The following is a 22,233-nucleotide window of genomic DNA, read 5'->3' as shown; positions in this document are numbered from 1 at the left end:
ATGACCGTCTTGCTGCGATCCGCGGCCTTGGCCGATGTCCCGCACGGCTTTTCGATCAAAGCGGGCGCAGCTGCCGACGATGTGATGGTCGGTGCGCAGCAAGTTATGCTCAAGCAAGTGCATTCGCCTGATGTCGTGACTGTTACTGAACATTGGCAGATGGACAAACGGCCCGAAGCTGATGCGATGGTGACAGATCAGCCGAGCATGGTTCTCGGCATAGTGACAGCTGACTGCGCGCCGGTTCTCCTGGCTGATTCGCGGGCCGGAGTGATCGGCGCAGCGCATGCCGGGTGGCGCGGCGCGGTTGGCGGTGTTCTGGAAAATACCGTGCGGGCAATGGTCGATCTTGGTGCATCACCGGCCAATATCACTGCAGCGATTGGCCCCTGCATCGCGCAGGAAAGCTATGAGGTGGATGATGCAATGCGCGCTCAGTTTAACGGCGCGGATTACGAGTTTTTCGCGACTGGCAAACCCGGTCACTGGCGATTTGACTTGCCCGGTTTCGTAGCGTCCAGGCTGCGTAATGAAGGCGTCGGCGAAGTAGATGACATCCGGCAGGATACCTATGCCGACCCCAGGCAGTTTCACTCATTTCGGCGGGCTACGCATCTGCGCCAACCGACCGGTGGCAGGCAGATCAGTATGATCGGGTTGCAAACGAGCGAATGAGCCTTGCCAAAATGGCGGTTGGCAAGTTGCAACAATGTGGCTAATTGCGCAGCCACGCTGGGTTGAGTGCGGTGTCATCAAGGGAACTTTCGTATCCTTTTGACGTCCTGAACGCATCTTCTTCCACGCTACGCTTTACCATTTTGAGCGGGTCGCCCACTCTCAATGGACGAGTAAGAGAGATTTAGAAGGCTAGGGGCTGATGGCAGAAACCACTGCAACCGCTGATGCAACTGAAATGAGCGCGGCTGATGGGGCTGGCGAAGACGGCGTACGTCGCCGTGACTTCATCAATATTGCTGCGGTATCTGCCGCGGGTGTAGGTGGCGCGGCAGTGTTGCTGCCGTTGATCAGCCAAATGGCACCTTCGAAAGATGTGCTTGCCGAGAGCACCACGGAACTGGACATTGGCGCGATTGAGCCAGGCCAAACGATCAAGGCAATCTTCCGCAAGCAACCGCTTTTCGTGCGTCGTTTGACCGATGCGGAAATTGCAGAGGCCAATGCTGTCGCTTTGTCCGATCTGCGTCAGCCTGAAACACTGGCGGATCGAACGAAAGAGGGCAATAACGATGTCCTTGTGACCATGGGTGTATGCACCCACCTCGGCTGTGTTCCTCTCGGCGCTGCCGAGGGTGAGAGCAAAGGCGAATATAACGGATATTTCTGCCCTTGCCACGGTTCGCATTATGATACTGCGGGGCGTATCCGCAAAGGCCCGGCACCGACCAATCTGGAAGTGCCGGATTACGAATTCACTGGCGAAACAACCATTCTTGTCGGCTGATTAGGCGAGAGAGAGAACTATGAGCTTTCCATGGGCACGCGAATATAAGCCGAGCAACGGCTTTACTCAGTTCCTAGACGAGCGGCTTCCTTTGCCGCGCATGGTCTATAACGCTGTCGGTGCCGGATATCCCGTGCCGCGCAACCTGTCTTATTTCTGGAACTTCGGCGTGCTCGCCGGTTTCTTCCTGGTTGTGCAGATTGTCAGCGGTATCGTGCTGGCGATGCATTATGCCGCCAACACCGAAGTTGCCTTCGGCCAGGTTGAGCACATCATGCGCGACGTGAACTGGGGCTGGCTCATCCGCTATACTCACATGAACGGCGCGCACTTCTTCTTCGTGGTCGTCTACATCCATATCTTCCGGGGTCTGTTCTACAGCTCTTACAAGGCTCCGCGTGAGATGATCTGGCTGCTCGGCGTGGTCATCTTCCTGTTGATGATGGCAACCGCTTTTATGGGTTACGTTCTGCCGTGGGGTCAGATGAGCTTCTGGGGCGCTAAAGTGATCACCGGACTGTTCGGCGCGATCCCGCTGGTGGGTGAGACGCTTCAAGTGTGGCTGGTTGGCGGGTTTGCGCCGGACAATGCCGCGCTTAATCGCTTCTTCTCGCTGCACTTCCTATTGCCGTTCGTGATCCTGGGTGTCGTGATCCTGCACATCTGGGCGCTGCACATTCCTGGCTCGTCAAACCCGACTGGCGTCGAGGTGAAGCAGGAAAGCGATACGCTGCCTTTCCATCCATACTACACGGCCAAGGACGGCTTTGGCCTCGGCATCGCGCTACTGTTGTTTTTCGCGCTCGTATTCTTCGTGCCGAATGCCCTGGGTCACGCGGACAACTATATCGAGGCGAACCCGCTTTCGACGCCTGCACTGATCCTGCCAGAATGGTATTTCTTCCCATTCTACGCGATCCTGCGCGCCTTCACTTTGGACTTCATTCTCCCAGCCAAGCTGTGGGGCGTGATTGCGATGTTCGGGTCGATCCTGGTTTGGTTTTTCCTTCCATGGCTGGACAAGTCGCCAGTGCGCAGCGGTCACTATCGCCCGCTGTTCAAGAAGTTCTTTTGGTTTGGCCTGATCCCGACCATGGCGATGCTGTTCTATCTTGGCGGTGCGCCAGCCGAAGAACCCTATGTGATGCTCAGCCAGTTCTTCACGGCCTATTACTTCCTCCACTTCCTCGTGATCCTGCCGATCATTAGTAAGATTGAGGAGCCAAAGCCTCTGCCATATTCAATTACCGAAGCGGTCCTTGGCGAAGACGAGAATGCGAAGCTGGGTAGCCCGGGTACGTCGCGTCCGGACAGTGGCAATCCAACCGGCGGCGCGGTTCCGCAGCCAGCCGAATGAGCCGAGAATAAGAAAGAAGACGCTTTTATGATCCGCCTTATTTCCATTTTTGTCGGTCTCGGTTTCGCCGGTGTCGCGCTCATCTCATTGGCTTTCGGGGCATATGCTTTTGCTACCGAAGATCCGGTGCCGCATGCGCCCTATAAGAAGCCGGAGCAGATCGACTTTTCGTTTAACGGGCCATTCGGCAAGTGGGATTATGGTCAGCTTCAGCGCGGCTACAAAGTTTACAAAGAAGTATGCGCGGCGTGCCACAGCCTGAAATTTGTCTCGTTCCGCAACCTCGCTGATCTGGGTTATACCGAGGCGCAGGTGAAGGCCGAGGCAGCAAGCTGGACCGTTCCGGGCATTGATCCTGCGACGGGCGAAGCAAGCACCCGCCCGGGCCTGCCGACGGATGCGTTTCCCAGCCCCTATCCGAATGATGTTGCTGCCGCCGCAGCAAACAACAATGCGATCCCGCCAGACCTTTCCCTGATGACCAAGGCGCGCCCAGACGGCACGAATTACGTGGCATCGCTGCTCGCTGGCTATCAGGACGAACCTGAGCCCGAATTGTTGGCTGAATTCCCCGAAGCAGCTCCGGGTCTCGGTCTCTATCACAATCCCTACTTCAAGAACCTCAACCTCGCGATGGCTCCGCCCATCGTTGCAGAGGGTCAGGTTACTTACGACGACGGTACGACTGCGACCGTTCAGCAAATGAGCGAGGATGTCGCGGCATTCCTCACATGGACTGCCGAGCCGAGCCTTGTGAAGCGCAAGCAGACTGGCTGGCCGGTGATGATCTTCCTGCTGTTCGCCACAACTCTGGCCTATCTGTCCAAGAAACAGATTTGGTCAGCTGTGAAGCGGAAAGACAGCTGATCTCTCATTCGCAATTTGATGTATGAGCGCCCTGCCAATCCTGTGATTGGCGGGGCGTTTTGCTTTTGGGGAGCAGAGACTAATGACACCTAATGAGTTGAAAGCGCTGGTGCGAACCGTGCCTGACTTTCCGCAGGCTGGCATTCAGTTCCGCGACATCACCACATTGATCGGACACGGTGCAGGTCTGAAGGCGACGATCAATCATCTGGCGGACCACGCGCAATCTGTTGGCGCACAAGCAATTGCGGGCATGGAAGCGCGCGGATTTATTTTTGGCGCGGCTGTGGCGGTCGAACTGGGTCTGGGCTTTGTACCGGTCCGAAAGCCGGGCAAGCTGCCGGTCAAAACCATCGGTGTCGATTATGCTTTGGAATACGGGACGGACCGGCTGGAGATCGATCCCGGCGCGGTCAGGCAAGGGCAGAACGTCGTCTTGATCGATGATCTTATTGCTACGGGCGGAACGGCCTGCGCCTCGGCGAAACTGTTTCGTCAGGCGGGTGCCAATGTGTCGCATGCAGCGTTCGTTATCGACTTACCTGATCTGGGCGGTGCGGATGCTTTGCGCGATGAGGGCGTTGACGTTGCAGCCCTGATGGCCTTTGAGGGTGCTTGAGCTGCTTTGCGCGGCTGTGGGAGGGAACACACGCCGCCTTGAGCGGTTCTGTCCAGTATGACTGAGCAAGCCACGGTTATCGCCCTTGTAGGCATCTTGGGTATTGGCGCGCAGTGGGTTGCTTGGCGCACAGGCTGGCCTGCAATTGTCCTGATGCTCGCCGCTGGCTTTATGATCGGACCGATCATGGGTGTGATCAATCCAGAACAGGCCTTTGGCGATCTGCTTGATCCGATGGTGACTATCGGTGTCGCTCTGATCCTGTTTGAAGGTGGTTTAAGCCTCGATTTTCGCGAGTTGCGCCATTCGGGCAGCGCGGTTTGGCGATTGGCGACCATCGGGGTTGCGGTCGGATGGTTCTTTGGCGCCCTCGCTGCGCATGAGGTCGCGGGCCTGGTATGGCCAGTGGCGATTTTGTTCGGCGGCATTCTGGTGGTGACCGGGCCAACGGTGGTCATTCCGCTGCTCAGACAATCATCGGTTAAGCAGCGCCCCGCCTCGATCCTCAAATGGGAATCCATTGTCAATGATCCCACCGGCGCGCTGTGCGCGGTTGTCGCTTACGAATATTTCCGCTTGTCAGCTGATGGTGCGACGTTGTTTGAAGTCGTGCCACCCATGATCATTGCAGTGATCCTGTCGGGTCTGATGGGCTATGTCGCGGCGGTCATCATCGCTTGGGCGTTCCCGCGCGGGCTGGTGCCGGAATACCTGAAAGTACCGGTCCTGTTTATCACGGTCATCACGGTGTTTGTGCTGTCTAATATGATTGAGCACGAGGCAGGGCTGGTTGCTGTGACGGTCATGGGCGTGGCGCTGGCGAACATGAATGTCTCCAGCCTCAGAAGCATTCACCCGTTCAAGGAAAACATTGCTGTCCTGCTCGTCTCGGGGATTTTCATTCTGCTGTCCGCTTCGCTCGATTTGAGCGAGATATCCTATCTTGATCCGCGCACAGAAGTCGGCCTGCGCATGTACGCGTTTCTTTTGGCGCTGCTGTTCCTGGTGCGCCCCGCGACCATTCTGATCAGCCTTCTTGGCAGTTCGGTCCCTTGGAACGAGCGGCTTTTTCTCGCGTGGATCGCGCCTCGCGGCATTGTGCTTGTCGCGATCTCGGGCCTGTTTGCGCTGCGTTTGTCAGAACTGGGCTATGCGGATGGCAATCTTCTGATCGGGCTCAGCTTTGCCGTGGTTGTCGCAACGATTGTCGCGCATGGTTTCACAGTCGATATCGTGGCGCGCTGGCTTAAGATTAAGGGCGATACGCGGCCAGGCATCCTGATCGTCGGTAGCCGCCCCTGGACTATCGCCTTTGCCGAGCAGATGCGAGAGCTGAAAACGCCGGTTCTGGTGGTCGATTCCAGTTGGCAGAGACTGGCTCTTGCGCGCCAAAAAGGTATCCCGTTTTACCATGGAGAGATCCTTAACGAAGCAACCGAACACAATCTGGATCTCGGCCCTTATCAGGTTCTGATCGCCGCCTCTGAAAACGAGGCCTATAATACGCTCGTCTGCAATGAATTCGCCCATGAAATGGGCAGAGACCAAGTGTATCAACTCGGCGAAGAACGCGATGATGACGACAAGCATGCACTGCCGCCCAGCTTGCGCGGCCGGGCCTTGTTTGAGGCGGGCTATGGCGTCACGGAGGTGAACGAGCGCTAGGAACAAGGTTGGGTTTTCCGCAAGACAAAACTGTCCGATGAGTTCGATTTTGAAGACGCGCAGGAGGTGCTGCCCGACGCAGCGCATATGCTGATGCTCATCCGTGCTGATGGGCGAATGCGGTTCTTCACACATGCTGCACGGCCAGAGCCACGTGCTGGCGACACGGTTATCAGTTTCTCACCGCCCGAACGGCGCAGCGCGGAGGAACGGGCAGCCAAGCGCGCGAGCAAAAAAGATGCTACACCCTCAAGCCAGGGAGGTCCGCAAACCGCATGATGGACGATACTAAGACATTGCGGACATTTTCCGGCGCAGCGCTCGGTGCACTTGCGATAATCATAAGCGTTTCAGGGTGTAAGCCAAGCACCGAGGCGGAGCCTGACACTGTCCCAAATGAGCCAAAGGCGGTCGAAACGAAGGAACCCGTGTCGATCCTTCGCGACGATATCGAACCACTACCCTCGCCGACGGTGCTGGAGCCGATAGAGGTGCGGATCGGATTTGAAGAAGGCGGCGCGGAGTTATCTGGCGAGGCAATAGAGGCTCTGCAAACGCTTATAGCAACTGAGCAGGTCGCGAAAGGTGGCGCAATCACCTTGCGCGCCCACAGCGATACGGAGGGCAGTGACGCTGTCAATATGCGGGCATCTGAGGCGCGTATCGATGCAGTGCGTGGATGGCTGATCGAAAATGGTATTGCGCAAGAGCGCATAACCTCGATCGCGTTCGGCGAGCAAAACCCGATTGAACCCAACGCGTTGCCTGATGGCAGCCCGAATGAGGCCGGTCGCGCGGCCAACCGGAGGGTTGAGATTACGGTCTCTGTCGCAGGCGATGGGGCATCGCCAGACGGTCTGGACGCGGCTCAATCAGGACCATCTTCAGAATAACGGTCTCCAACGCAAAATCTTGTGTTGACCGGCCATGCCATTCGGTGGCAATTGCGCGCCTTCGCTGAGACGCGATTTCAGCGGGTATAGCATAGTGGTAATGCTCTAGCCTTCCAAGCTAGCTAGAGGGGTTCGATTCCCCTTACCCGCTCCAGCGCTCCAATTGTCCAGATTACGGTAACATCAGCTGCGCGTAGGGGCTCGATTGTCCTAGCCTGCCATTCATCAGGGCTCGTTCAACTGCGCTTCCCCCTTACCCGCTGCAGCACTCCGTTTCCTGCTAAACACGAAAAAGCCGGACGCCGCAGGTTAGAAGGAGCTCTGCAACGCCCGGCTCGGTACGACCCAAAGCGCTCCGGTGTGGAGGCCTTTGGCCCACCTCCGGTTACCAAATTTCGCGATGTCGAGAAGGTGTATAGCGTGATTGTTTACCTGATTTTACGGGGCCTACTTCAAGGCAACATTGTCGATCAGGCGTGTGCCACCAATTCGTGCTGCGACAAAAAGTCTGGTATTATCAGTAACATGATCCAGTAACGCAATCGTGTCGGCATTGCGCAATTCGGCATAATCGACACTGTCAAAGCCAGCCTCAATCAACGCTTGCTCAAGGCCTGCCAGCGTCTGCGCTGCATTTTTGCCTTGTTTCAGCTGGGCAATCGCGGCCTGCATCGCCTTGGGCAGATGACTTGCTGACGCTCTGTCTTCAGCTGACAAATACGCATTGCGGCTGCTCATCGCCAACCCATCGTCCTCGCGAACGGTCGGCACGCCGATAATGTCGCTGGCGTAAGGCTGGGTAAGGTCCAGATCACGTGCCATGCGGCGGATCACGGCCAGTTGTTGCCAGTCTTTTTCGCCAAACACGGCGATATCGGGCAGCACCTGATTGAACAGCTTGCAGACGACGGTGGCCACCCCGTCAAAATGGCCGGGGCGATCATCACCGCACAGCCCGCTGCTTACCCCGGCGACCGAAACATTCGTGGCGTACCCTTCGGGGTAAACCGCGCTGGGCGATGGCGCCCAAATCAGCGCAACACCTTCCTTCTCCAGCAAGGCGCTGTCCGTTGCCAATTGGCGGGGATAGGCGTCGAGATCTTCGCCCTCGCCAAACTGCGTCGGGTTTACGAAAATGGATACGACGACGTGCTCGGCAAGCTCCCGCGCACGGCGGACGAGCGTCAGATGCCCCTCGTGCAGCGCGCCCATAGTGGGCACTAAGGCGATCTTCTCTGCGTTGCTCTCGCGCAGTTTCGCAACAGAACTTCTCAACACTTCCAGCGTAGTTGCAGTTTCCACCAAAGCGTCCTTTCGATATGCCAGTTTGGTACCGGATGCCGCACCATGCGGCCCAAATGTGGGAATTGTTTACGTGAGCAATAGCGTTGCCCATCGCATTGTTTTTGCCAATGAGAAAGGCGGAACTGGCAAATCGACCACCGCCGTGCATGTGGCCGTGGCGCTTGCCTATCACGGGGTTAAGGTCGCAATGCTGGATCTTGATCCACGCCAAAGGACCACCCATCGCTATCTTGAAAATCGCGTGCTGACTCAGGAAAAGCGCGGCATCACCCTGCCAACGCCTGCTTTTGAGGTATTCAAAGGTCGCAGTGATCAGGCGTTGCATCTGGCGATTGATCGACTGGAAAAGACGGCGGACTTCCTCATCATCGACAATCCGGGCCGCGATGATCCGCTGGCCCGCGTTGCGGTTGAAAATGCCGATACGCTGGTCACACCGATGAATGACAGCTTTGTCGATTTCGATCTGATCGGTCAGGTTGAGGGGGAGAGCTTCAAGGTCAAGAAGCTGTCTTTCTATGCTGAGCTGATATGGGAGGCGCGTATGAAGCGCAGCCGTGCCACGATAGAAGGACAGCGACGCGAAATGGATTGGCTGGTGGTGCGCAATCGCATCGGCTATACCGAGGCGCGCAATATGGCGCGGATCGAGAAGGCGTTGAAAGAGATGTCAAAACGAGTGGGTTTTCGCGTCGCGAAGGGCTTGTCAGAGCGGGTAATCTACCGCGAACTTTTCCCGTCTGGGCTGACGCTTCTCGACAAGGGGCATTTGGGCGAATTGGGAACCAGCCATCTGGTGGCGCGGCAGGAATTGCGCGGTCTTGTGCAGAACCTCAATCTGCCAGGTATCGGCGCAGACGAGGCAAAGCCAGTAGCATGATCAAGATCGCCGCAATCCTAATTCTGATTATTGTCGGCTGGCGCTGGGCCCTGGGTGTTTGGCCGTGGGAGTACTTGAAAGCAAGCACACCGCGTGATCAGCAATTGTCACGCGCGCGCCGTCTTTTGGGTGTTGAGCCCAATGCGGGGACAGATAGAATTCGCGAGGCACACCGTCGGATTGCCAGCGAAATTCATCCTGACCGGGGTGGCAGCGATGCCCGCCTTGCTGAAATCAATACCGCCCGCGATCTGTTGATCGATGAGGCAAAGAAAAACGAGAAAGACTGACATCTATGGCGCATAGCTTTGATCCGACCATTCTGCGCGAATACGATATTCGCGGCATTATTGGAGAGACATTGGGGGCCGAAGACGCCCGCGCGATTGGGCGGACCTTTGGCTCCATGCTTCGCGATGCCGGGGGCAGCCGGGTTGCGGTGGGTTATGATGGCCGGGTCAGCTCTCCGATGCTGGAACATGCCTTGGTCGAGGGCCTGACTGCTAGCGGGTGCGATGCGGTGCGTATCGGAATGGGGGCGACCCCAATGCTGTATTATGCGGAGGCTTCAGCCGAAGATGTACACGGCGGCATCCAGATAACCGGCAGCCATAACCCCCCCAATTATAACGGCTTCAAGATGGTGTTTCAGGGGCGTCCGTTCTTCGGTGCCGACATCCTCGCCCTCGGCGAGCGCGCTGCTGGGGGGCAGTGGCTCGACGGGGCGGGGCGCGTCGAAGAGAGGGATATCCTCGACGAGTATGTCACGCGCATGCTTACGGCGCTTGACGGGACAGACCGCTCGCGACTCGAGGGGCTGCGGATTGGATGGGATGCCGGGAATGGCGCGGCTGGCCCCGCGCTCGAACGACTGGCCGCTCAGCTGCCGGGTGAGCATCACTTGCTGTTTACAGAGGTTGATGGCCAATTTCCCAATCATCATCCCGATCCAACTGTCGAAGCCAATCTTGAGGATCTTCGTGCGCTTGTCGCGGAAAAGAACCTCGATTTCGGAGTGGCTTTCGATGGGGATGGCGACCGGATCGGCGCAATCGATGGCCAGGGTCGCGTGATCTGGGGCGACCAATTGCTGATGATCTATGCAGAGGACGTTTTGCAACGCCATAAGGGCGCAACCGTCATTGCCGATGTGAAGGCAAGCCGTGCATTGTTTGACCATGTGGCGGCGCATGGCGGCACCCCGTTGATGTGGAAGACAGGGCACTCGCTGATTAAATCCAAAATGAAGGAAACAGGCAGCCCGGTAGCCGGCGAAATGAGCGGTCACGTCTTTTTCGCGGACGAATATTACGGATTTGACGATGCGCTCTATGCTGGGGTTCGGCTTATCACCGCCAGCGCGCGGCTGGGCAAATCGGTCACGGAATTGCGCAGCGCGATGCCTGCCATGATCAACACACCGGAAATGCGCTTTCAGGTTGATGAGTCGCGCAAGTTTACGGCAATCGAAGAAATTGCCGCGCGGATCGCGGCTAGCGATGCGGTTGCTGATACTACCGATGGTGTGCGCATCACAAACGATGATGGCTGGTGGCTGCTGCGTGCCTCGAATACGCAGGATGTGCTGGTGGCCCGCGCAGAGAGCGAGAGCGAAGATGGGCTTGCACGACTGGTCGCGCAAATTGACGAACAACTTGAACTATCCGGCCTTGAACGCGGCGAGAGCGTTAGACACTGAGATAAAAGGGAAACGATGATGATTTTCAAAAAACTTGCGGCCCCTCTTGGTGCCAGCGTTCTGGCTCTCTCTTCGCCGACGATTGCGTATGCAGATGACCATGTATCAGATCGCGATGCTGCCTTTGTTGAGGCTCTTTCCGGCGCATTTGCGGCAGACCCATTGACCCCTGAGCAAGAGACACGAGTCCCGGCGGCCATCAAGGTGGTCGACAAGATTTTCCCTGAGGGTACCTATCGCCGGATGATGGACGATACGATGAAGCCGATGATGGATTCTCTATTCGGCTCTTCCAGCGCGCTGCCAATGGGAATGATCGCTCAGATGATGGGCATATCCTCTGCTGAGGTAGAGGCGATGGGCGACACGACCATTGGCGAGGTGATGGAGATCGTTGACCCCGTGTTCGAACAACGCACCAGCCTGACGACCAATCTCACACTTGAGTTGATGGATGGGATCGTCGACGAAATTGAACCACCCCTGCGCGCGGGGCTTGCCCGGGCCTATGCGGTCAAGTTCACTGACGCGCAATTGGCTGAACTCAATGCGTTCTTCCAGACAGATACCGGCGCGTATTACGCGGGCGAATCCTTCCTGATTTTCACTGATCCACAGGTGATGGCTGCGATGCAGGAAATGATGCCAGCCATGATGCAGATGATCCCGGATCTTACGCAAAAAATGGAAGAGCAGATGGCTGCCCTGCCGGAGCCGCGCAAATACGCTGATTTGGACGAGTCAGAAAAAAACAAGCTGGCTGAACTACTCGGCATGACTCGCGAGGAACTGGAAGACAATCAGGGCGCTTTCTTCTCGGGTGCCGAATCCGCAGAATAGGGCTTGCCTGACTAAGCGGGTCTCGCGCACACACCATTCGTGAGCACGGCACAGGTCCCTCTCGAAATCGAAAACTGGTTTGCCGGTCGGGGATGGCGCGTGCGGCGTCACCAGTCCGAAATGCTTGCGGCTTCGGATGCGGGCCAGCATGCCATGCTGGTGGCGGATACGGGGGCGGGTAAGACGCTGGCCGGGTTCCTGCCGACATTGGCGGCGTTCACCCCCTCTCGATTGAACGCCGCGCCGCCGCCAGATGGGCTGCACACCATCTATGTCTCTCCGCTAAAAGCGCTCGCGCATGATGTGCAGCGCAATCTGGTGACGCCGGTGGAGGAGATGGGCCTGCCCATCCGCATCGAAACGCGCAGCGGCGATACGCCCTCGGATCGCAAGAAACGCCAGCGAGCGAAACCGCCGCATGTCCTGCTGACCACGCCAGAATCGCTCTCGCTGTTGCTGTCTTATCCAGACAGTCTCATGCTCTTCAAAGACTTGAGGCGGATCGTGATTGACGAGGTGCATGCCTTTGCGACGGGCAAGCGCGGCGATTTGCTGGCGCTGGCACTGTCGCGGCTACAGGCGATTGCGCCTGATATGCAGCGTGCGGCGTTGTCGGCCACAGTCGCTAGGCCTGATGCGTTTCGTGATTGGCTTGCTCCACATGGCGATGTGGACAGTGTTGCGCTGGTTCAGGGTGAGCAGGGCGCGCCTGCCGAAGTTGAAATCTTACTGCCAGACGAAGAACGCGTGCCTTGGGGCGGGCATGCCGCCACGTGGTCCATCCCCAAACTCTATGAACAAATCCGGGCCAATAAGACCGCGCTGATTTTCACCAATACGCGCTTTTTGGCCGAGTACACCTTCCAGAACCTGTGGGATGTGAACGAGGATAATCTGCCGATCGGCATTCACCACGGTTCTTTGTCGAAAGAGGCGCGGCGCAAGGTCGAGGGGGCGATGGCGCGTGGCGAGCTGCGCGCTCTGGTGGCGACCGCCAGCCTCGATCTGGGCGTCGATTGGGGCGACATTGATCTGGTCGTACAGATGGGTGCACCTAAGGGTTCCTCACGGTTGTTGCAGCGGATTGGACGGGCCAATCACCGGCTCGATCAGGCAAGCCGTGCATTGCTGGTCCCCGGCAATCGGTTCGAGTTTCTGGAGGCTACTGCCGCTCAAGAGGCCGTTGATGAGGGGCAGCGCGATGGTGAGGAATTTCGCCCCGGCGGGTTGGATGTGTTGGCGCAGCATATCATGGCCTGCGCGTGCGCGGGCCCGTTTGACGAAGCCGCATTGCATGCCGAAATCCGCTCCAGCCTGGCGTATGCCTGGGTGGATGACGAGGTCTGGACACGCGTGCTCAGCTTTGTTGAGAATGGCGGATATGCACTAAAGGCCTACGACAAGTTCAAGCGGATCGTGCGCGAGAGGGGGCCGGATGGCGGCTTTCAATGGCGCCTGACTCATCCTGATCATGCGCAGCGCCACCGGATGAATGCCGGGATCATAATCGATGCCGAGATGCTGGAGGTGCGTATCAATGCTGGCGGAGGTCGGGGTGGTCGCTCGCTTGGCCGCGTAGAGGAAAACTTTGCTGCGGGTTTGTCTGCCGGGGATACATTTGCCTTTGCCGGGATGAGCCTGGAGGTGGTCAAGGTTCAGGACATGGAAGTGTTGGTCAGGGCGGCCAAGAAGTCTGCGATGATTCCGAGCTATGGCGGGGCGCGTATGCCGCTCACCACTCACTTGGCTGAGCGCGTACGAGCGATGCTGGTCGATCGCGCTGGGTGGGGGCGTTTCCCCGATGATGTGCGTGAATGGCTAGAGGTGCAGGATTGGCGTAGTCGAATGCCGGGTCCGGGCGAGCTGCTCGTCGAGAGCTTCCCGCACTCGAAGCGTGAATACACCGTCTATTATACTTTTGAGGGCTGGAATGCGAACCAGTCGCTTGGCATGCTGATTACGCGGCGGATGGAGGATCGCGGGCTACAGCCCATGGGTTTCGTGGCGAACGATTATTCGCTGGCCGTCTGGGGCTTGAAACCGGTGAAAGACCCCGCGCCGCTGCTGTCGCCTGACATTCTGAAGGATGAGTTCGTGGAATGGGTCCAGAACTCTCACCTGCTGCGGCGGGCCTTTCGCGAGGTCGCGGTGATCGGTGGACTGGTTGAGCGGCAGCATCCGGGCAAACGCAAATCGGGCAAGCAGGTCACATTTTCGACCGATCTGATTTACGATGTGCTGCGTAAGTATGAACCTGATCATGTGCTGTTGGAGGCGGCCTGGGCTGATGCGCGTGAACGTATGACTGATGTCGGGCGTTTGGCGGATTTGCTCGACCGGTCAGAGCGCGAGCTGGTGCATGTCGAGCTGGACCGAGTCAGCCCACTCGCGGTGCCGGTAATGGTGATGATCGGGCGCGAGGCAACGCCGCAAGGCGCGGCGGATGATGAGCTGCTGCTGGAGGCAGAGAGTCTGGCGGGGCAGGCAATGCGAGTGGACGAGGTAGAGTTTCCGGAAAGCGATTGAGGAGTGAAGGTATGCCCACAGCGATAATCGTTGGCGGTGGAATTGCAGGCCTGGCTTCGGGCATCGCATTCAGCAATGCCGGGTGGGACGTTGTTGTGCTGGAGCGTGCGGCCCAGATCTCGGTCGATGGGTGCCGCCTTGAGTATGTGGCCAAATGCCTGCGCGGCCATGGCCGATCTGCGAGTCCTGAAAGCAGTGGCCAACGTTGCTGAGCCGATCAATACGATGTTGGTAGCGAGGCAGGATGGCCGGCCCATACTCGATCGTAAAGTGCCAGGGCCCGCGTACATGGTGACGCGGTCCGACCTGCAATCGGTTCTAGCACAAGCCCTCGGTCATGAACGGCTTCGCTTGAATTGCGAGGTAACACAGATTGAGGCGGGGAGCGTCACTCTGGCGAATGGAGAAGCGCTTTCTTGCGATATGGTGATTGATGCTGGTGGCATCCGGGCTTTGAGCACCCAATCGGCTGAGCCGCGCTATGCAGGTTATGGCGGCGTGCTCGCATTGTCAGAAACGGTCGATGGGCCTGATCTTTGTGGGTTGGCCGCCGAATATTGGGGGCGGCACGAACGGTTTGGCATCTTCGGACTTCCGAATGCTCGGCGATACTGGTTCTATATGCGCACCCAGCCAATCGATGCGGCAATGCCCGGCCTCGCAGAGTGCCGGGATGCTGCCTCGGGTTGGCCACCATCGGTTGGTCAAGCGATTGCTGCGACCCGCGATGCCGCCCTTGTTCCGTTTGCTGTGCATTTTCACCGTACCGCCTTCATCGCTCTGTGACAAAGGTTTGGGCTTGAGACTTGTTCGCGTCGGTGATGCCGCTCATGCGATGGAACCGAATCTGGGCCAAGGTGCGTGCCAGGGTCTGGAAGACGCAGCGGCATTGCAGACGATTCTAGCGGCATGTCCGGCTGAACAGGTTGCAAAATCGTATGAGGGTCTGAGGCTCAAACGTGCGAGAATGTTTGTTCAGGAATCCTCTCTGGCGGGACGGGGTGCACATGGCCCGGCCATTATTCAAGGCATCGCGCGAACCATACTTACATCTGTTCCCACGGCGATGTCAGAGCGACGCATTACGCAAATGCACACCATGCCCGATTATGCGAGGAGTGTCGCTCAGGGTCATCGACGTTGAATCAACGCCTGAAATTCCGAAACCGGTCATTACCGACAAAGGCGAATTTGGTGACGCCTGAATCCTTTATGAGAGCAATGGTCTTGGCTGACCGGTCGTAGCTTGCAAGCGCGTCGGGCTCGAACCGGAGCACGGGTTCCTCAACCCGATTAGCTGCGCTTACCAATTGGTTGGCCAGCTCTTGCCGTGTGAGCGGTTGCCCGTTCCAGAACAGCTGATCCTGCGCGCTGATGGTGACGGTGTTCTCGCGCTGAATTTCGAATTTTCCCTTTCCAGTCGCCAGCGGTATTTCGACCACATGCGTCGCCATCGGAATTGTGATGATGATCATGATGATGAGCACCAGCAGTACATCAATGAGCGGTGTCGTGTTCATTTCCCCCATCGGCTTTGAAAATTTCGTGCGCTTGGGAGAGTTGAAGCCGGATGATCGCTGATAACGGGTGCGAGGGATGGCACGGGATGAAAGGGCGGCGGCGTAAGGCAACGGCACTCTCCTGTTATGTCAGAATATATTATACCATCAATATGCATATCGACCAAATTTGAGCGGTCTCTGCATGAACCGCTGTGATCAGTCACATCATGTAATGGTTGTTGTTTTTCCAACAAAAAAGGGGACGGATCGCTCCGCCCCCTCTTTGGGTTCTGTTTCCGCTCTCAGCGTTATTGAACGCCAGCCGCCTTACCAAAACTGCGATAGCGATCATTACCGACAAAGCCGAATTTGGTCACACCGCTCGATTTGATGATGTTCAAAATTCGTGCAGATTGCTCATAGCTTGCAAGCGCCTCCGGTTCGAACTGCAATTCCGGCTCTGGCTGGATTGCCATCGTTTGCGCCAACAAAGTGACTAAGGTCGTTCTCTGTGATTTGCTCGCCATTCCAGAGTAGCTGGTCCTGCGCGTTAATCACGAGCTTGTTCTTGTCCGGCTCAATCAGCACTGGCGGCGGATTGGGGTTCGGCAAAGGAAGGTCAATATCGACCGAGTGTGTGGCCACGGGGATGGTGATGATGAACATGATGAGGAGAACGAGCAAGACGTCGATCAGCGGCGTCATGTTCATTTCCATCATCGGCGCTCCATCATCCTTGCCGCCTGACATTGCCATAGTGTTGTACTCCTAAATTCCTTCTATCCCGACCGATTAACCGTTGGGGTCAACCGGGTTCGAGATGAAGCCAACGGTTGGATAACCAGCGGCCTGAATATTGAAAATCGTTCCCGCAACGCAGGACCAAGGCGCATTCACATCGCCGCGAATATGGACCTGAGGGATGGCATCGGGGTCTTCCATAATCACTTCCGCCCCGCCAGCGGCCTGCACGATCCGATCAAGCCGCTCGAAAGCCTGCTCGCGCAACTCTTCTGACGATACCGGAGTAATATTGTTGAAATACACCCGGCATTCGCCCTCGCGTGATGCGCCCTCGAAGCCGGGTTCACCAGCGCTGCGTCCAGCCGCATCGGTCGTGGTGACAGTCAGAAGCAGGTTTTCAACCTTATCATCGGACTCTTCCGATTCCATGATCGGCACGCGCAGCTTCTCAATCGTCTGGATCGCGACCGGGACCGCGATAAGGAAGATGATCAGAAGCACCAGCATCACGTCCACAAGCGGCGTGGTGTTGATGTCCGACATGGGCGTCTCTGCGCCTCCTCCTGTCGAAATCGCCATAGTTTAAATCCTATCTCTCGAATTTATGGATTGATGGGCTCGTCCGGGTGGCAGAGTGCCCGCCACCCGGAATTCACCGATCAATTACTTCTTTGGTGCGGCAGCTGCAGGCTTTGGAGCCGCAGTGGTGCGCGCCTTGGCTACTGCAGGTGCAGATGGCTTAACCGAACCATTCGAGTTGATGTAGGCAAGCAGGTCGGTTGAGAACGCACTCAGCATTTCTCCGATACGCTTGTTCCGGCTCTGCAGCCAGTTATAGGCAAACACGGCAGGAACAGCGACCAGCAGACCAATAGCGGTCATAATCAGCGCCTCACCAACGGGGCCCGCAACCTTGTCGATCGATGCTGAACCAGCGATGCCGATATTGATCAGCGCGCGGTAAATACCGATCACCGTACCGAGCAGACCAACAAATGGAGCCGTCGCGCCTACGGTTGCCAGAAACGGCAGGCCGCCAGCCAGCTTTGAGTTAATGGCATCTTCTGAACGCGCGAGCGAACCGTGCATCCAGTCATGCGCCTCAAGCTTGTCGGTCATTTTAGAGTGCTGCTCGTCGGCAACCAGCGCATCATCCACGAGCTGGCGCCACGCGCTGTTCTTCTCGAGCTTCGTCGCACCCTCTTTGAGGCTGCCTGCTGACCAGAACTTTGAACGAACATCTTTGTACTGGTTCATCACTTTGCGCTGCTCGAGCAGCTTGGTGAACAGAATGTAGAATGAACCCACTGACATGATGACCATGACACCGAGGATAAACCAGGCAACAAAGCCACCTTGGTTCATCGCCTCCATGAAGCCGAATGAGTTTTTGATCTCTTCGCCGCCAGCGGCTGCAAGAATTTGGATGTTCATAGCGAATAGTCCTTTTAGGTAATTTGATTGTCCCGCATGGCAGGAAAATTGTTGTGCTTAGTTGAGACGATACTGGATTGACGTGTTGTAGCTACCAGTCGTCGGCGTTCCTGCGTCGTTCAATGCGGGATCAAATCTTGCGTAACGCCGCATGCCTTTGCATGCTGCATCATCAAGCACGCTAGATCCGCTTGAGCGTGTTACGTTGCATCCCGACACTCGGCCATTTGCTCCAACAGTAACCGAAACACCTACAGTCCCTTCAACTTCCTCGCGAAGCGCACGGGACGGGTAGTTTTCCTGAATCCGGCGAGCCCAGCGATTTTGACCCTTGGGTGACGCGTTGCGAGCCTGTGATGGCGCAGGGCAAGCCTGCGACACAGGAACGCGAACGCCAGTTGGGCAGGCTTTCGTCGCCTCTGGACATGGTGACCCTGCAGAAACCACCGACCCATCGGGGCAGGCACGAGTCGTTGGCAAAGGATCAACGTCTCTATTTGGATCTGCATCGTCAACCGTCTGCGATTGCGAAACTGTGTTCGTCAGCGGAAGCTCAGGTGGCGGCGCCACGACAGGCGGAACTTCCGGAATTTCTTCTGGTGGTGGTGGTGGCTCCTCCGGTTCTTCCGGTGGTGGTTCCTCAGTTACATCGACTGTAGTCACACGCTCAATCACCTTAGTGGCCGCTTCGTAAGCAAGGCCGGTTACGAGCGCATACGCAAGTCCAACATGGAGGAGGGCAACAACAATAATCGCGAATACGCGATTGCCACTCATCTCTTGATCAGCATATGCCATTCGGTAGCATCACTCCATCATCCGCACCGGGATGTGCCCGGCAACCCAAAGCACCGGTGCAGACGTAAGTTTCTGCACAGGCGCCCATTTCTCATTTACCAATGGACACACTTTTGCGGAGAGATTGGCTTTCGCCACCCCAAGTTCCCCGGAAAAGTCCACCCACGGACGTTGCAAAGCCACAATCCCTGGCGGCTATTACCTGTTAAGTCTTAGCCATCATGACGGAGCACCGCAAACGCTTTATGGGTTAAGCCGTAATTCAGTGTGACTCGTCTCAGCCTGAGACTGCGAACAATTAAAGGTGATAATGTGGTGACTGCCGCCTGCAACAGAACTCTGGACCAAAGGGCAAAAGCCTTTTCGATCATACTTTGTCTGGTGGTCTCATCGCCACTTTCTGCACAACAAATAAACGGCAATAGCGTCGGGGCGAAACCAACTTACGCTGATCTTACAGAGCTTTCTGACGCCGCTCCTTTGGTGATTCGCGCGCAGGTTCGCCGTCAGGCAGAGCTCAAGCCAGAGCGTGCGCCTGACGTCGCGCCCGATATGGTTCGTCTTTATATAGAAGCGGAGACGGTGGCTTTGCTTTCCGGCTCCGTGCCGGTTGGCGAATCGCTCACTTATCTGGTTGACCTTCCGCGGACTGATCGTGGCAAAGCTCCCAAGCTGAAGAAGCAAGAGGTGATGCTGTTTGCAAAGCCCGTGCCAGGCTCACCGCGTCAGCTGCAATTGGTGGACCCATCGGCGCAATTGCCATGGACGGCAGCGCTCGAGGCAAGGCTAAGGCCCATTTTGACCGATCTCGTTGCAAATGATGCGCCGCCGCAAATTGTCGGTATTCGCGATGCATTGTCCGTTCCGGGCAATCTGGTGGGTGAATCGGAAACACAGATTTTTCTCGAAACTGCCGATGGCCGCCCAGTATCGCTTACCATCACGCGTCGCCCAGGTATGGCTCCGCGCTGGGGTGTCTCTTTTACCGAGCTCGTAGACCAGTCGGCGCGACCGCCCGAACCAAATTCTCTCGAGTGGTTCCGCCTAGCCTGCAGCCTGCCAGCGACTTTACCGACCGGGGTGAATCTGTCTCGTGATGCAGAGAGCCGCTCAGTTGCCGAGGCGGACTATGCCTTCGTGATGCAGGACATGGGGGCCTGTCAGCGCAATCGCTGACCCACGTTTGATCAACTGCAAATCTGCTCTAGGGCGATATCAAGACAAACTGGTTCCATGCGTGCCGTGATGTAGGCTAGGCGCCTAGCCTATGAACCCGTTCAAATACCGTTTCCGTGTGCGCTATGCTGAGCTTGACCCGCAATCTGTGGTCTTTAATTCACGCTACCTTGAATATGCCGACATTTTGGTGAGCGAATATTTCCGCGATCGGCGCGCGTCGGGCATGCCAGCGGATATGGAGTTTCACGTGCGTCGGGCCGAGGTCGATTTCCTCAAGCCGATCAGGGCCGAGGAAGAGATTGAGGGCCAGCTGACCGTCACCAAGATTGGCAATAGCAGTATGACGATGACGGTCGATCTGGTCGGCGACAATGCGGCCAGCGATCTACGGGCGCGGATCACGCTGGTTCAGGTACATGTCGATTTGGCCACTGGTGCGGCGCTGAGAATTCCGGACTCGCTGCGTGAAGCGTTTGGTTTTAGCGAAGAGGTCTTGGCGAATGACTGATCCGTTACGCATTGCAATCGCCGGGCTGGGCACTGTTGGCGTGGGCGTCTTGCGGCTGCTTGAGGAGAACCGCAGTACGGTGGAGGCGCGATCAGGCCGTCAGGTCGAGGTCGTCGCCGTCAATGCGCGTAGCCGCGAAAAAGATCGCGGTTTTGATGTGTCCGGGATCGATTGGGTCGATAATATGGTCGATCTTGCCGCGCGCGACGATGTCGATGTGGTTGTCGAGCTGGTCGGGGGTCTGAAGGGCCCGCGCTGGATCTTGCACGCAGTGCGCTCTCATCCGGCAAGGGGTTTGTAACCGCTAACAAAGCCATGGTTGCGCATCACGGCCTTGAGTTGGCTGGACTCGCGTCTGCCAATGCGGCGTCGCTCAAATTCGAGGCGGCGGTTGCTGGCGGCATCCCGGTGGTGAAGGGCCTGCGCGAAGGGGCGAGCGCTAACCGCATTGAGCGCATCTATGGCATTCTCAATGGAACCTGTAATTTCATCCTGTCAGAGATGGAGAAAAGCGGCGCAGACTTTGCCGATGTGCTGAGCGAGGCGCAGGCCAAAGGGTATGCCGAGGCAGATCCGACGTTTGATATTGGCGGGATTGATGCGGCGCACAAGCTTGCGATCCTCGCCTCGATTGGTTTCGGGTCTAAAGTCGATTTCGAGGCCGTTGCAACGACTGGCATCACCGAAGTTCGCGCGGCTGATATTGCGCAAGCAAAGGCGCTCGGCTTTGTGATCCGCTTGGTGGGTGTGGCCGATTGCGATGCTGGCACGTCAGGCGATAGTCGCCTGCTGCAACGCGTGCGACCCTGCCTCGTCCCAACACGTCATCCGCTTGCCCATGTGACAGGGCCGACCAATGCTGTTGTTGCGGAAGGCAATTTTTCAGGCCGCCTGCTATTCCAAGGTGCGGGTGCGGGCGAAGGCCCTACTGCGAGTGCGGTTGTCGCCGACATTGTCGACATTGCGCGGGGCGATACTGGTCCACCATTTTCGCTCCCCGTGGATCAACTGGTGGCCATGGCCCCGGCCGATCCAGGCGGTCGCGTAGGGCGTGACTACATCCGCTTTACTGTCACTGACCGTCCCGGCGTTTTGGCAGAGATTACCGCTGCGATGCGCGATGCGGGCGTTTCAATCGAGAGCTTGATCCAGCAGGGCCGCGAAAGCGCAGGTAGCGAAGTACTCGTCGCGATGGTCACGCATGAAGGCGAAGAACGTAAGGTCACCAAAGCGCTTGAACTGCTGGATGGATCGCCGAGCCTCACAGCTGAGCCATTAGTCCTGCCGATACTCCGGGATTAGTTTGGCTCCGACTCCCTCACAGGCGAAGGAGGTAAAGCGAGCTCACTTTCGTCAATCTGGGACCCCGTACCTTCGTCATTTCCCAAAGGCGGCAATCCTCGCCCGATTCGATCAGCATCCGAGCCGGGCGGGGCTTCTGGAATTGCCTCGAGATCAATGATTATGGCCGCAGGTGGCGGGCATGATCCCGGCAAACATCCTTCACCAGCGGTGGGCTTGCCTCTAAATATTCCCGGGCCTGCAAAATCTGCCGGGAGGCCTTTGGGGAGTCCAAAATTGTCGATCTGCTCTTGTCGCGATGGGCCGTCTCCGGCCACATCTCGCGAATAGCGAAACTCACTCTGATCGCGAATTTGGCGACAAACGACGATTTCGCCGGAGATGATTGCCGCTTCCTGATCCTCATCGCATTGCTCGACCAATTGCTGGTCCGGCAGCGGCTCGATCAGAATGTCGATTGTTTCGCTCTCTGACTGTGGCGGGCTTTGATCTTGTGCGGAAAGCGGTGCGGCAGGGGCTAGAGTAAGAAAAGCCCAAGAAGCTGTCCCGATTGGTAAGAGGCGTGTCACGCTACTCGACAAATGCCCCCTCCTGTGTTTATCGGCTCACGGATATTTTGCTGCTTGGCAGCGCCGCCTGTGACGCCCGTTTCG

Annotated in this window: 22 protein-coding genes, 1 tRNA gene and 3 pseudogenes; 19 read left to right on the top strand and 7 right to left on the bottom strand. The window is 57.2% G+C overall.

Features of this window, described 5'->3' with window-relative positions:
* The 8 genes and pseudogenes from pgeF (at position 1) to ACZ1GM_RS15010 (ending at position 7,017) form a co-directional block, all read left to right on the top strand.
* On the top strand, positions 1-675 hold the full coding sequence (gene pgeF, locus ACZ1GM_RS15045; protein WP_472677169.1) for a peptidoglycan editing factor PgeF: 675 nt from the start codon (positions 1-3) through the stop codon (positions 673-675).
* A 202-nt stretch (positions 676-877) separates the two neighbouring features.
* Entirely contained in the window at positions 878-1,462 is a 585-nt protein-coding gene (petA, locus tag ACZ1GM_RS15040) for a ubiquinol-cytochrome c reductase iron-sulfur subunit (protein ID WP_472677168.1), read from the top strand.
* A gap of 19 nt (positions 1,463-1,481) precedes the next feature.
* Complete coding sequence (locus ACZ1GM_RS15035; RefSeq protein ID WP_472677167.1) at positions 1,482-2,819, top strand: cytochrome b; 1,338 nt, start codon at positions 1,482-1,484, stop codon at positions 2,817-2,819.
* 27 nt (positions 2,820-2,846) lie between these two features.
* Positions 2,847-3,686 (top strand): cytochrome c1, encoded by an 840-nt coding sequence (locus ACZ1GM_RS15030; RefSeq protein ID WP_472677166.1) that lies wholly within the window; start codon positions 2,847-2,849, stop codon positions 3,684-3,686.
* A gap of 82 nt (positions 3,687-3,768) precedes the next feature.
* On the top strand, positions 3,769-4,305 hold the full coding sequence (locus tag ACZ1GM_RS15025; protein WP_472677165.1) for an adenine phosphoribosyltransferase: 537 nt from the start codon (positions 3,769-3,771) through the stop codon (positions 4,303-4,305).
* Between the two features lie 57 nt (positions 4,306-4,362).
* A pseudogene (locus ACZ1GM_RS15020) lies at positions 4,363-6,249 on the top strand (cation:proton antiporter).
* Entirely contained in the window at positions 6,246-6,863 is a 618-nt protein-coding gene (locus tag ACZ1GM_RS15015) for an OmpA family protein (RefSeq protein WP_472677164.1), read from the top strand. The pseudogene ACZ1GM_RS15020 and the gene ACZ1GM_RS15015 overlap by 4 nt, the downstream one beginning before the upstream one ends.
* Before the next feature lie 80 nt (positions 6,864-6,943).
* Positions 6,944-7,017, top strand: a tRNA-Gly gene (locus ACZ1GM_RS15010).
* Between the two features lie 293 nt (positions 7,018-7,310).
* Here ACZ1GM_RS15010 and panC read toward each other — a convergent pair.
* Entirely contained in the window at positions 7,311-8,165 is an 855-nt protein-coding gene (gene panC, locus ACZ1GM_RS15005) for a pantoate--beta-alanine ligase (RefSeq protein WP_472677163.1), read from the bottom strand.
* 73 nt (positions 8,166-8,238) lie between these two features.
* Between panC and ACZ1GM_RS15000 the strand changes: the two genes are divergently transcribed.
* The 8 genes from ACZ1GM_RS15000 (at position 8,239) to ACZ1GM_RS14965 (ending at position 15,257) form a co-directional block, all read left to right on the top strand.
* Complete coding sequence (locus tag ACZ1GM_RS15000) at positions 8,239-9,048, top strand: division plane positioning ATPase MipZ (protein WP_472677162.1); 810 nt, start codon at positions 8,239-8,241, stop codon at positions 9,046-9,048.
* Positions 9,045-9,338: a J domain-containing protein gene (locus ACZ1GM_RS14995; protein WP_472677161.1), complete on the top strand. Its 294-nt coding sequence runs from the start codon at positions 9,045-9,047 to the stop codon at positions 9,336-9,338. Before ACZ1GM_RS15000 ends, ACZ1GM_RS14995 begins: the two co-directional genes overlap by 4 nt.
* Positions 9,339-9,343: 5 nt before the next feature.
* On the top strand, positions 9,344-10,747 hold the full coding sequence (gene pgmG, locus ACZ1GM_RS14990; RefSeq protein ID WP_472677160.1) for a phosphoglucomutase/phosphomannomutase PgmG: 1,404 nt from the start codon (positions 9,344-9,346) through the stop codon (positions 10,745-10,747).
* 15 nt (positions 10,748-10,762) lie between these two features.
* Complete coding sequence (locus ACZ1GM_RS14985; RefSeq protein WP_472677159.1) at positions 10,763-11,587, top strand: DUF2059 domain-containing protein; 825 nt, start codon at positions 10,763-10,765, stop codon at positions 11,585-11,587.
* Between the two features lie 39 nt (positions 11,588-11,626).
* Positions 11,627-14,113, top strand: a complete 2,487-nt coding sequence (locus ACZ1GM_RS14980; RefSeq protein ID WP_472677158.1) for a ligase-associated DNA damage response DEXH box helicase — start codon at positions 11,627-11,629, stop codon at positions 14,111-14,113.
* 11 nt (positions 14,114-14,124) lie between these two features.
* Complete coding sequence (locus ACZ1GM_RS14975; protein ID WP_472677157.1) at positions 14,125-14,325, top strand: NAD(P)-binding protein; 201 nt, start codon at positions 14,125-14,127, stop codon at positions 14,323-14,325.
* 76 nt (positions 14,326-14,401) lie between these two features.
* Positions 14,402-14,899 (top strand): hypothetical protein, encoded by a 498-nt coding sequence (locus tag ACZ1GM_RS14970; protein WP_472678625.1) that lies wholly within the window; start codon positions 14,402-14,404, stop codon positions 14,897-14,899.
* The gene (locus ACZ1GM_RS14965; RefSeq protein ID WP_472677156.1) at positions 14,787-15,257 is read left to right on the top strand and encodes an FAD-dependent monooxygenase; all 471 of its coding nucleotides are present in this window, start codon (positions 14,787-14,789) and stop codon (positions 15,255-15,257) included. The genes ACZ1GM_RS14970 and ACZ1GM_RS14965 overlap by 113 nt, the downstream gene beginning before the upstream one ends.
* A 1-nt stretch (position 15,258) precedes the next feature.
* Here ACZ1GM_RS14965 and ACZ1GM_RS14960 read toward each other — a convergent pair whose 3' ends face one another.
* From ACZ1GM_RS14960 to ACZ1GM_RS14940, 5 genes and pseudogenes are all read right to left on the bottom strand, one after another.
* Complete coding sequence (locus ACZ1GM_RS14960; protein ID WP_472677155.1) at positions 15,259-15,633, bottom strand: ExbD/TolR family protein; 375 nt, start codon at positions 15,631-15,633, stop codon at positions 15,259-15,261.
* Positions 15,634-15,923: 290 nt separating this feature from the next.
* Positions 15,924-16,371: pseudogene (locus ACZ1GM_RS14955) on the bottom strand (ExbD/TolR family protein).
* Positions 16,372-16,407: 36 nt separating this feature from the next.
* Positions 16,408-16,938 (bottom strand): ExbD/TolR family protein, encoded by a 531-nt coding sequence (locus ACZ1GM_RS14950; protein ID WP_472677154.1) that lies wholly within the window; start codon positions 16,936-16,938, stop codon positions 16,408-16,410.
* 84 nt (positions 16,939-17,022) lie between these two features.
* Positions 17,023-17,793 (bottom strand): MotA/TolQ/ExbB proton channel family protein, encoded by a 771-nt coding sequence (locus ACZ1GM_RS14945; protein ID WP_472677153.1) that lies wholly within the window; start codon positions 17,791-17,793, stop codon positions 17,023-17,025.
* A gap of 57 nt (positions 17,794-17,850) precedes the next feature.
* A complete protein-coding gene (locus ACZ1GM_RS14940) occupies positions 17,851-18,591 on the bottom strand; it encodes an energy transducer TonB (RefSeq protein WP_472677152.1) in 741 nt (246 codons plus the stop codon).
* 483 nt (positions 18,592-19,074) lie between these two features.
* Here ACZ1GM_RS14940 and ACZ1GM_RS14935 point away from each other — a divergent pair, with 483 nt between their 5' ends.
* The 3 genes and pseudogenes from ACZ1GM_RS14935 to ACZ1GM_RS14925 all read left to right on the top strand — a co-directional run bounded on the left by ACZ1GM_RS14935 (position 19,075) and on the right by ACZ1GM_RS14925 (position 21,580).
* Positions 19,075-19,767: a hypothetical protein gene (locus ACZ1GM_RS14935; RefSeq protein WP_472677151.1), complete on the top strand. Its 693-nt coding sequence runs from the start codon at positions 19,075-19,077 to the stop codon at positions 19,765-19,767.
* Between the two features lie 91 nt (positions 19,768-19,858).
* Positions 19,859-20,278, top strand: coding sequence for an acyl-CoA thioesterase (locus ACZ1GM_RS14930; protein WP_472677150.1), 420 nt, complete (start codon positions 19,859-19,861; stop codon positions 20,276-20,278).
* Positions 20,271-21,580: pseudogene (locus ACZ1GM_RS14925) on the top strand (homoserine dehydrogenase). The gene ACZ1GM_RS14930 and the pseudogene ACZ1GM_RS14925 overlap by 8 nt, the downstream one beginning before the upstream one ends.
* Here ACZ1GM_RS14925 and ACZ1GM_RS14920 read toward each other — a convergent pair.
* Complete coding sequence (locus tag ACZ1GM_RS14920) at positions 21,577-22,149, bottom strand: hypothetical protein (RefSeq protein WP_472677149.1); 573 nt, start codon at positions 22,147-22,149, stop codon at positions 21,577-21,579. The pseudogene ACZ1GM_RS14925 and the gene ACZ1GM_RS14920 sit on opposite strands and share 4 nt — an antisense overlap.
* Positions 22,150-22,233: the final 84 nt, after the last annotated feature.

It is taken from the genome of Qipengyuania sp. JB2-7 (assembly GCF_055693485.1).
The sequence above is the reverse complement of the archived record's forward strand: the minus strand, read 5'-3'. Positions and strand labels throughout refer to the sequence as shown.

Bases quoted from the DNA above. Each gene is read 5' to 3' on its own strand.
- ACZ1GM_RS15015 (WP_472677164.1), top strand. From the start codon at position 6,246: ATGATGGACGATACTAAGACATTGCGGACATTTTCCGGCGCAGCGCTC.
- ACZ1GM_RS14965 (WP_472677156.1), top strand. From the start codon at position 14,787: ATGCTGCCTCGGGTTGGCCACCATCGGTTGGTCAAGCGATTGCTGCGA.
- pgeF (WP_472677169.1), top strand. From the start codon at position 1: ATGACCGTCTTGCTGCGATCCGCGGCCTTGGCCGATGTCCCGCACGGC.
- petA (WP_472677168.1), top strand. From the start codon at position 878: ATGGCAGAAACCACTGCAACCGCTGATGCAACTGAAATGAGCGCGGCT.
- ACZ1GM_RS14960 (WP_472677155.1), bottom strand. From the start codon at position 15,633: ATGAACACGACACCGCTCATTGATGTACTGCTGGTGCTCATCATCATG.
- ACZ1GM_RS14985 (WP_472677159.1), top strand. From the start codon at position 10,763: ATGATGATTTTCAAAAAACTTGCGGCCCCTCTTGGTGCCAGCGTTCTG.
- ACZ1GM_RS14950 (WP_472677154.1), bottom strand. From the start codon at position 16,938: ATGGCGATTTCGACAGGAGGAGGCGCAGAGACGCCCATGTCGGACATC.
- ACZ1GM_RS14940 (WP_472677152.1), bottom strand. From the start codon at position 18,591: ATGGCATATGCTGATCAAGAGATGAGTGGCAATCGCGTATTCGCGATT.
- ACZ1GM_RS15025 (WP_472677165.1), top strand. From the start codon at position 3,769: ATGACACCTAATGAGTTGAAAGCGCTGGTGCGAACCGTGCCTGACTTT.
- ACZ1GM_RS14970 (WP_472678625.1), top strand. From the start codon at position 14,402: ATGGTGACGCGGTCCGACCTGCAATCGGTTCTAGCACAAGCCCTCGGT.
- ACZ1GM_RS15035 (WP_472677167.1), top strand. From the start codon at position 1,482: ATGAGCTTTCCATGGGCACGCGAATATAAGCCGAGCAACGGCTTTACT.
- ACZ1GM_RS15030 (WP_472677166.1), top strand. From the start codon at position 2,847: ATGATCCGCCTTATTTCCATTTTTGTCGGTCTCGGTTTCGCCGGTGTC.
- ACZ1GM_RS14995 (WP_472677161.1), top strand. From the start codon at position 9,045: ATGATCAAGATCGCCGCAATCCTAATTCTGATTATTGTCGGCTGGCGC.
- ACZ1GM_RS14945 (WP_472677153.1), bottom strand. From the start codon at position 17,793: ATGAACATCCAAATTCTTGCAGCCGCTGGCGGCGAAGAGATCAAAAAC.
- ACZ1GM_RS14930 (WP_472677150.1), top strand. From the start codon at position 19,859: ATGAACCCGTTCAAATACCGTTTCCGTGTGCGCTATGCTGAGCTTGAC.
- pgmG (WP_472677160.1), top strand. From the start codon at position 9,344: ATGGCGCATAGCTTTGATCCGACCATTCTGCGCGAATACGATATTCGC.
- ACZ1GM_RS14975 (WP_472677157.1), top strand. From the start codon at position 14,125: ATGCCCACAGCGATAATCGTTGGCGGTGGAATTGCAGGCCTGGCTTCG.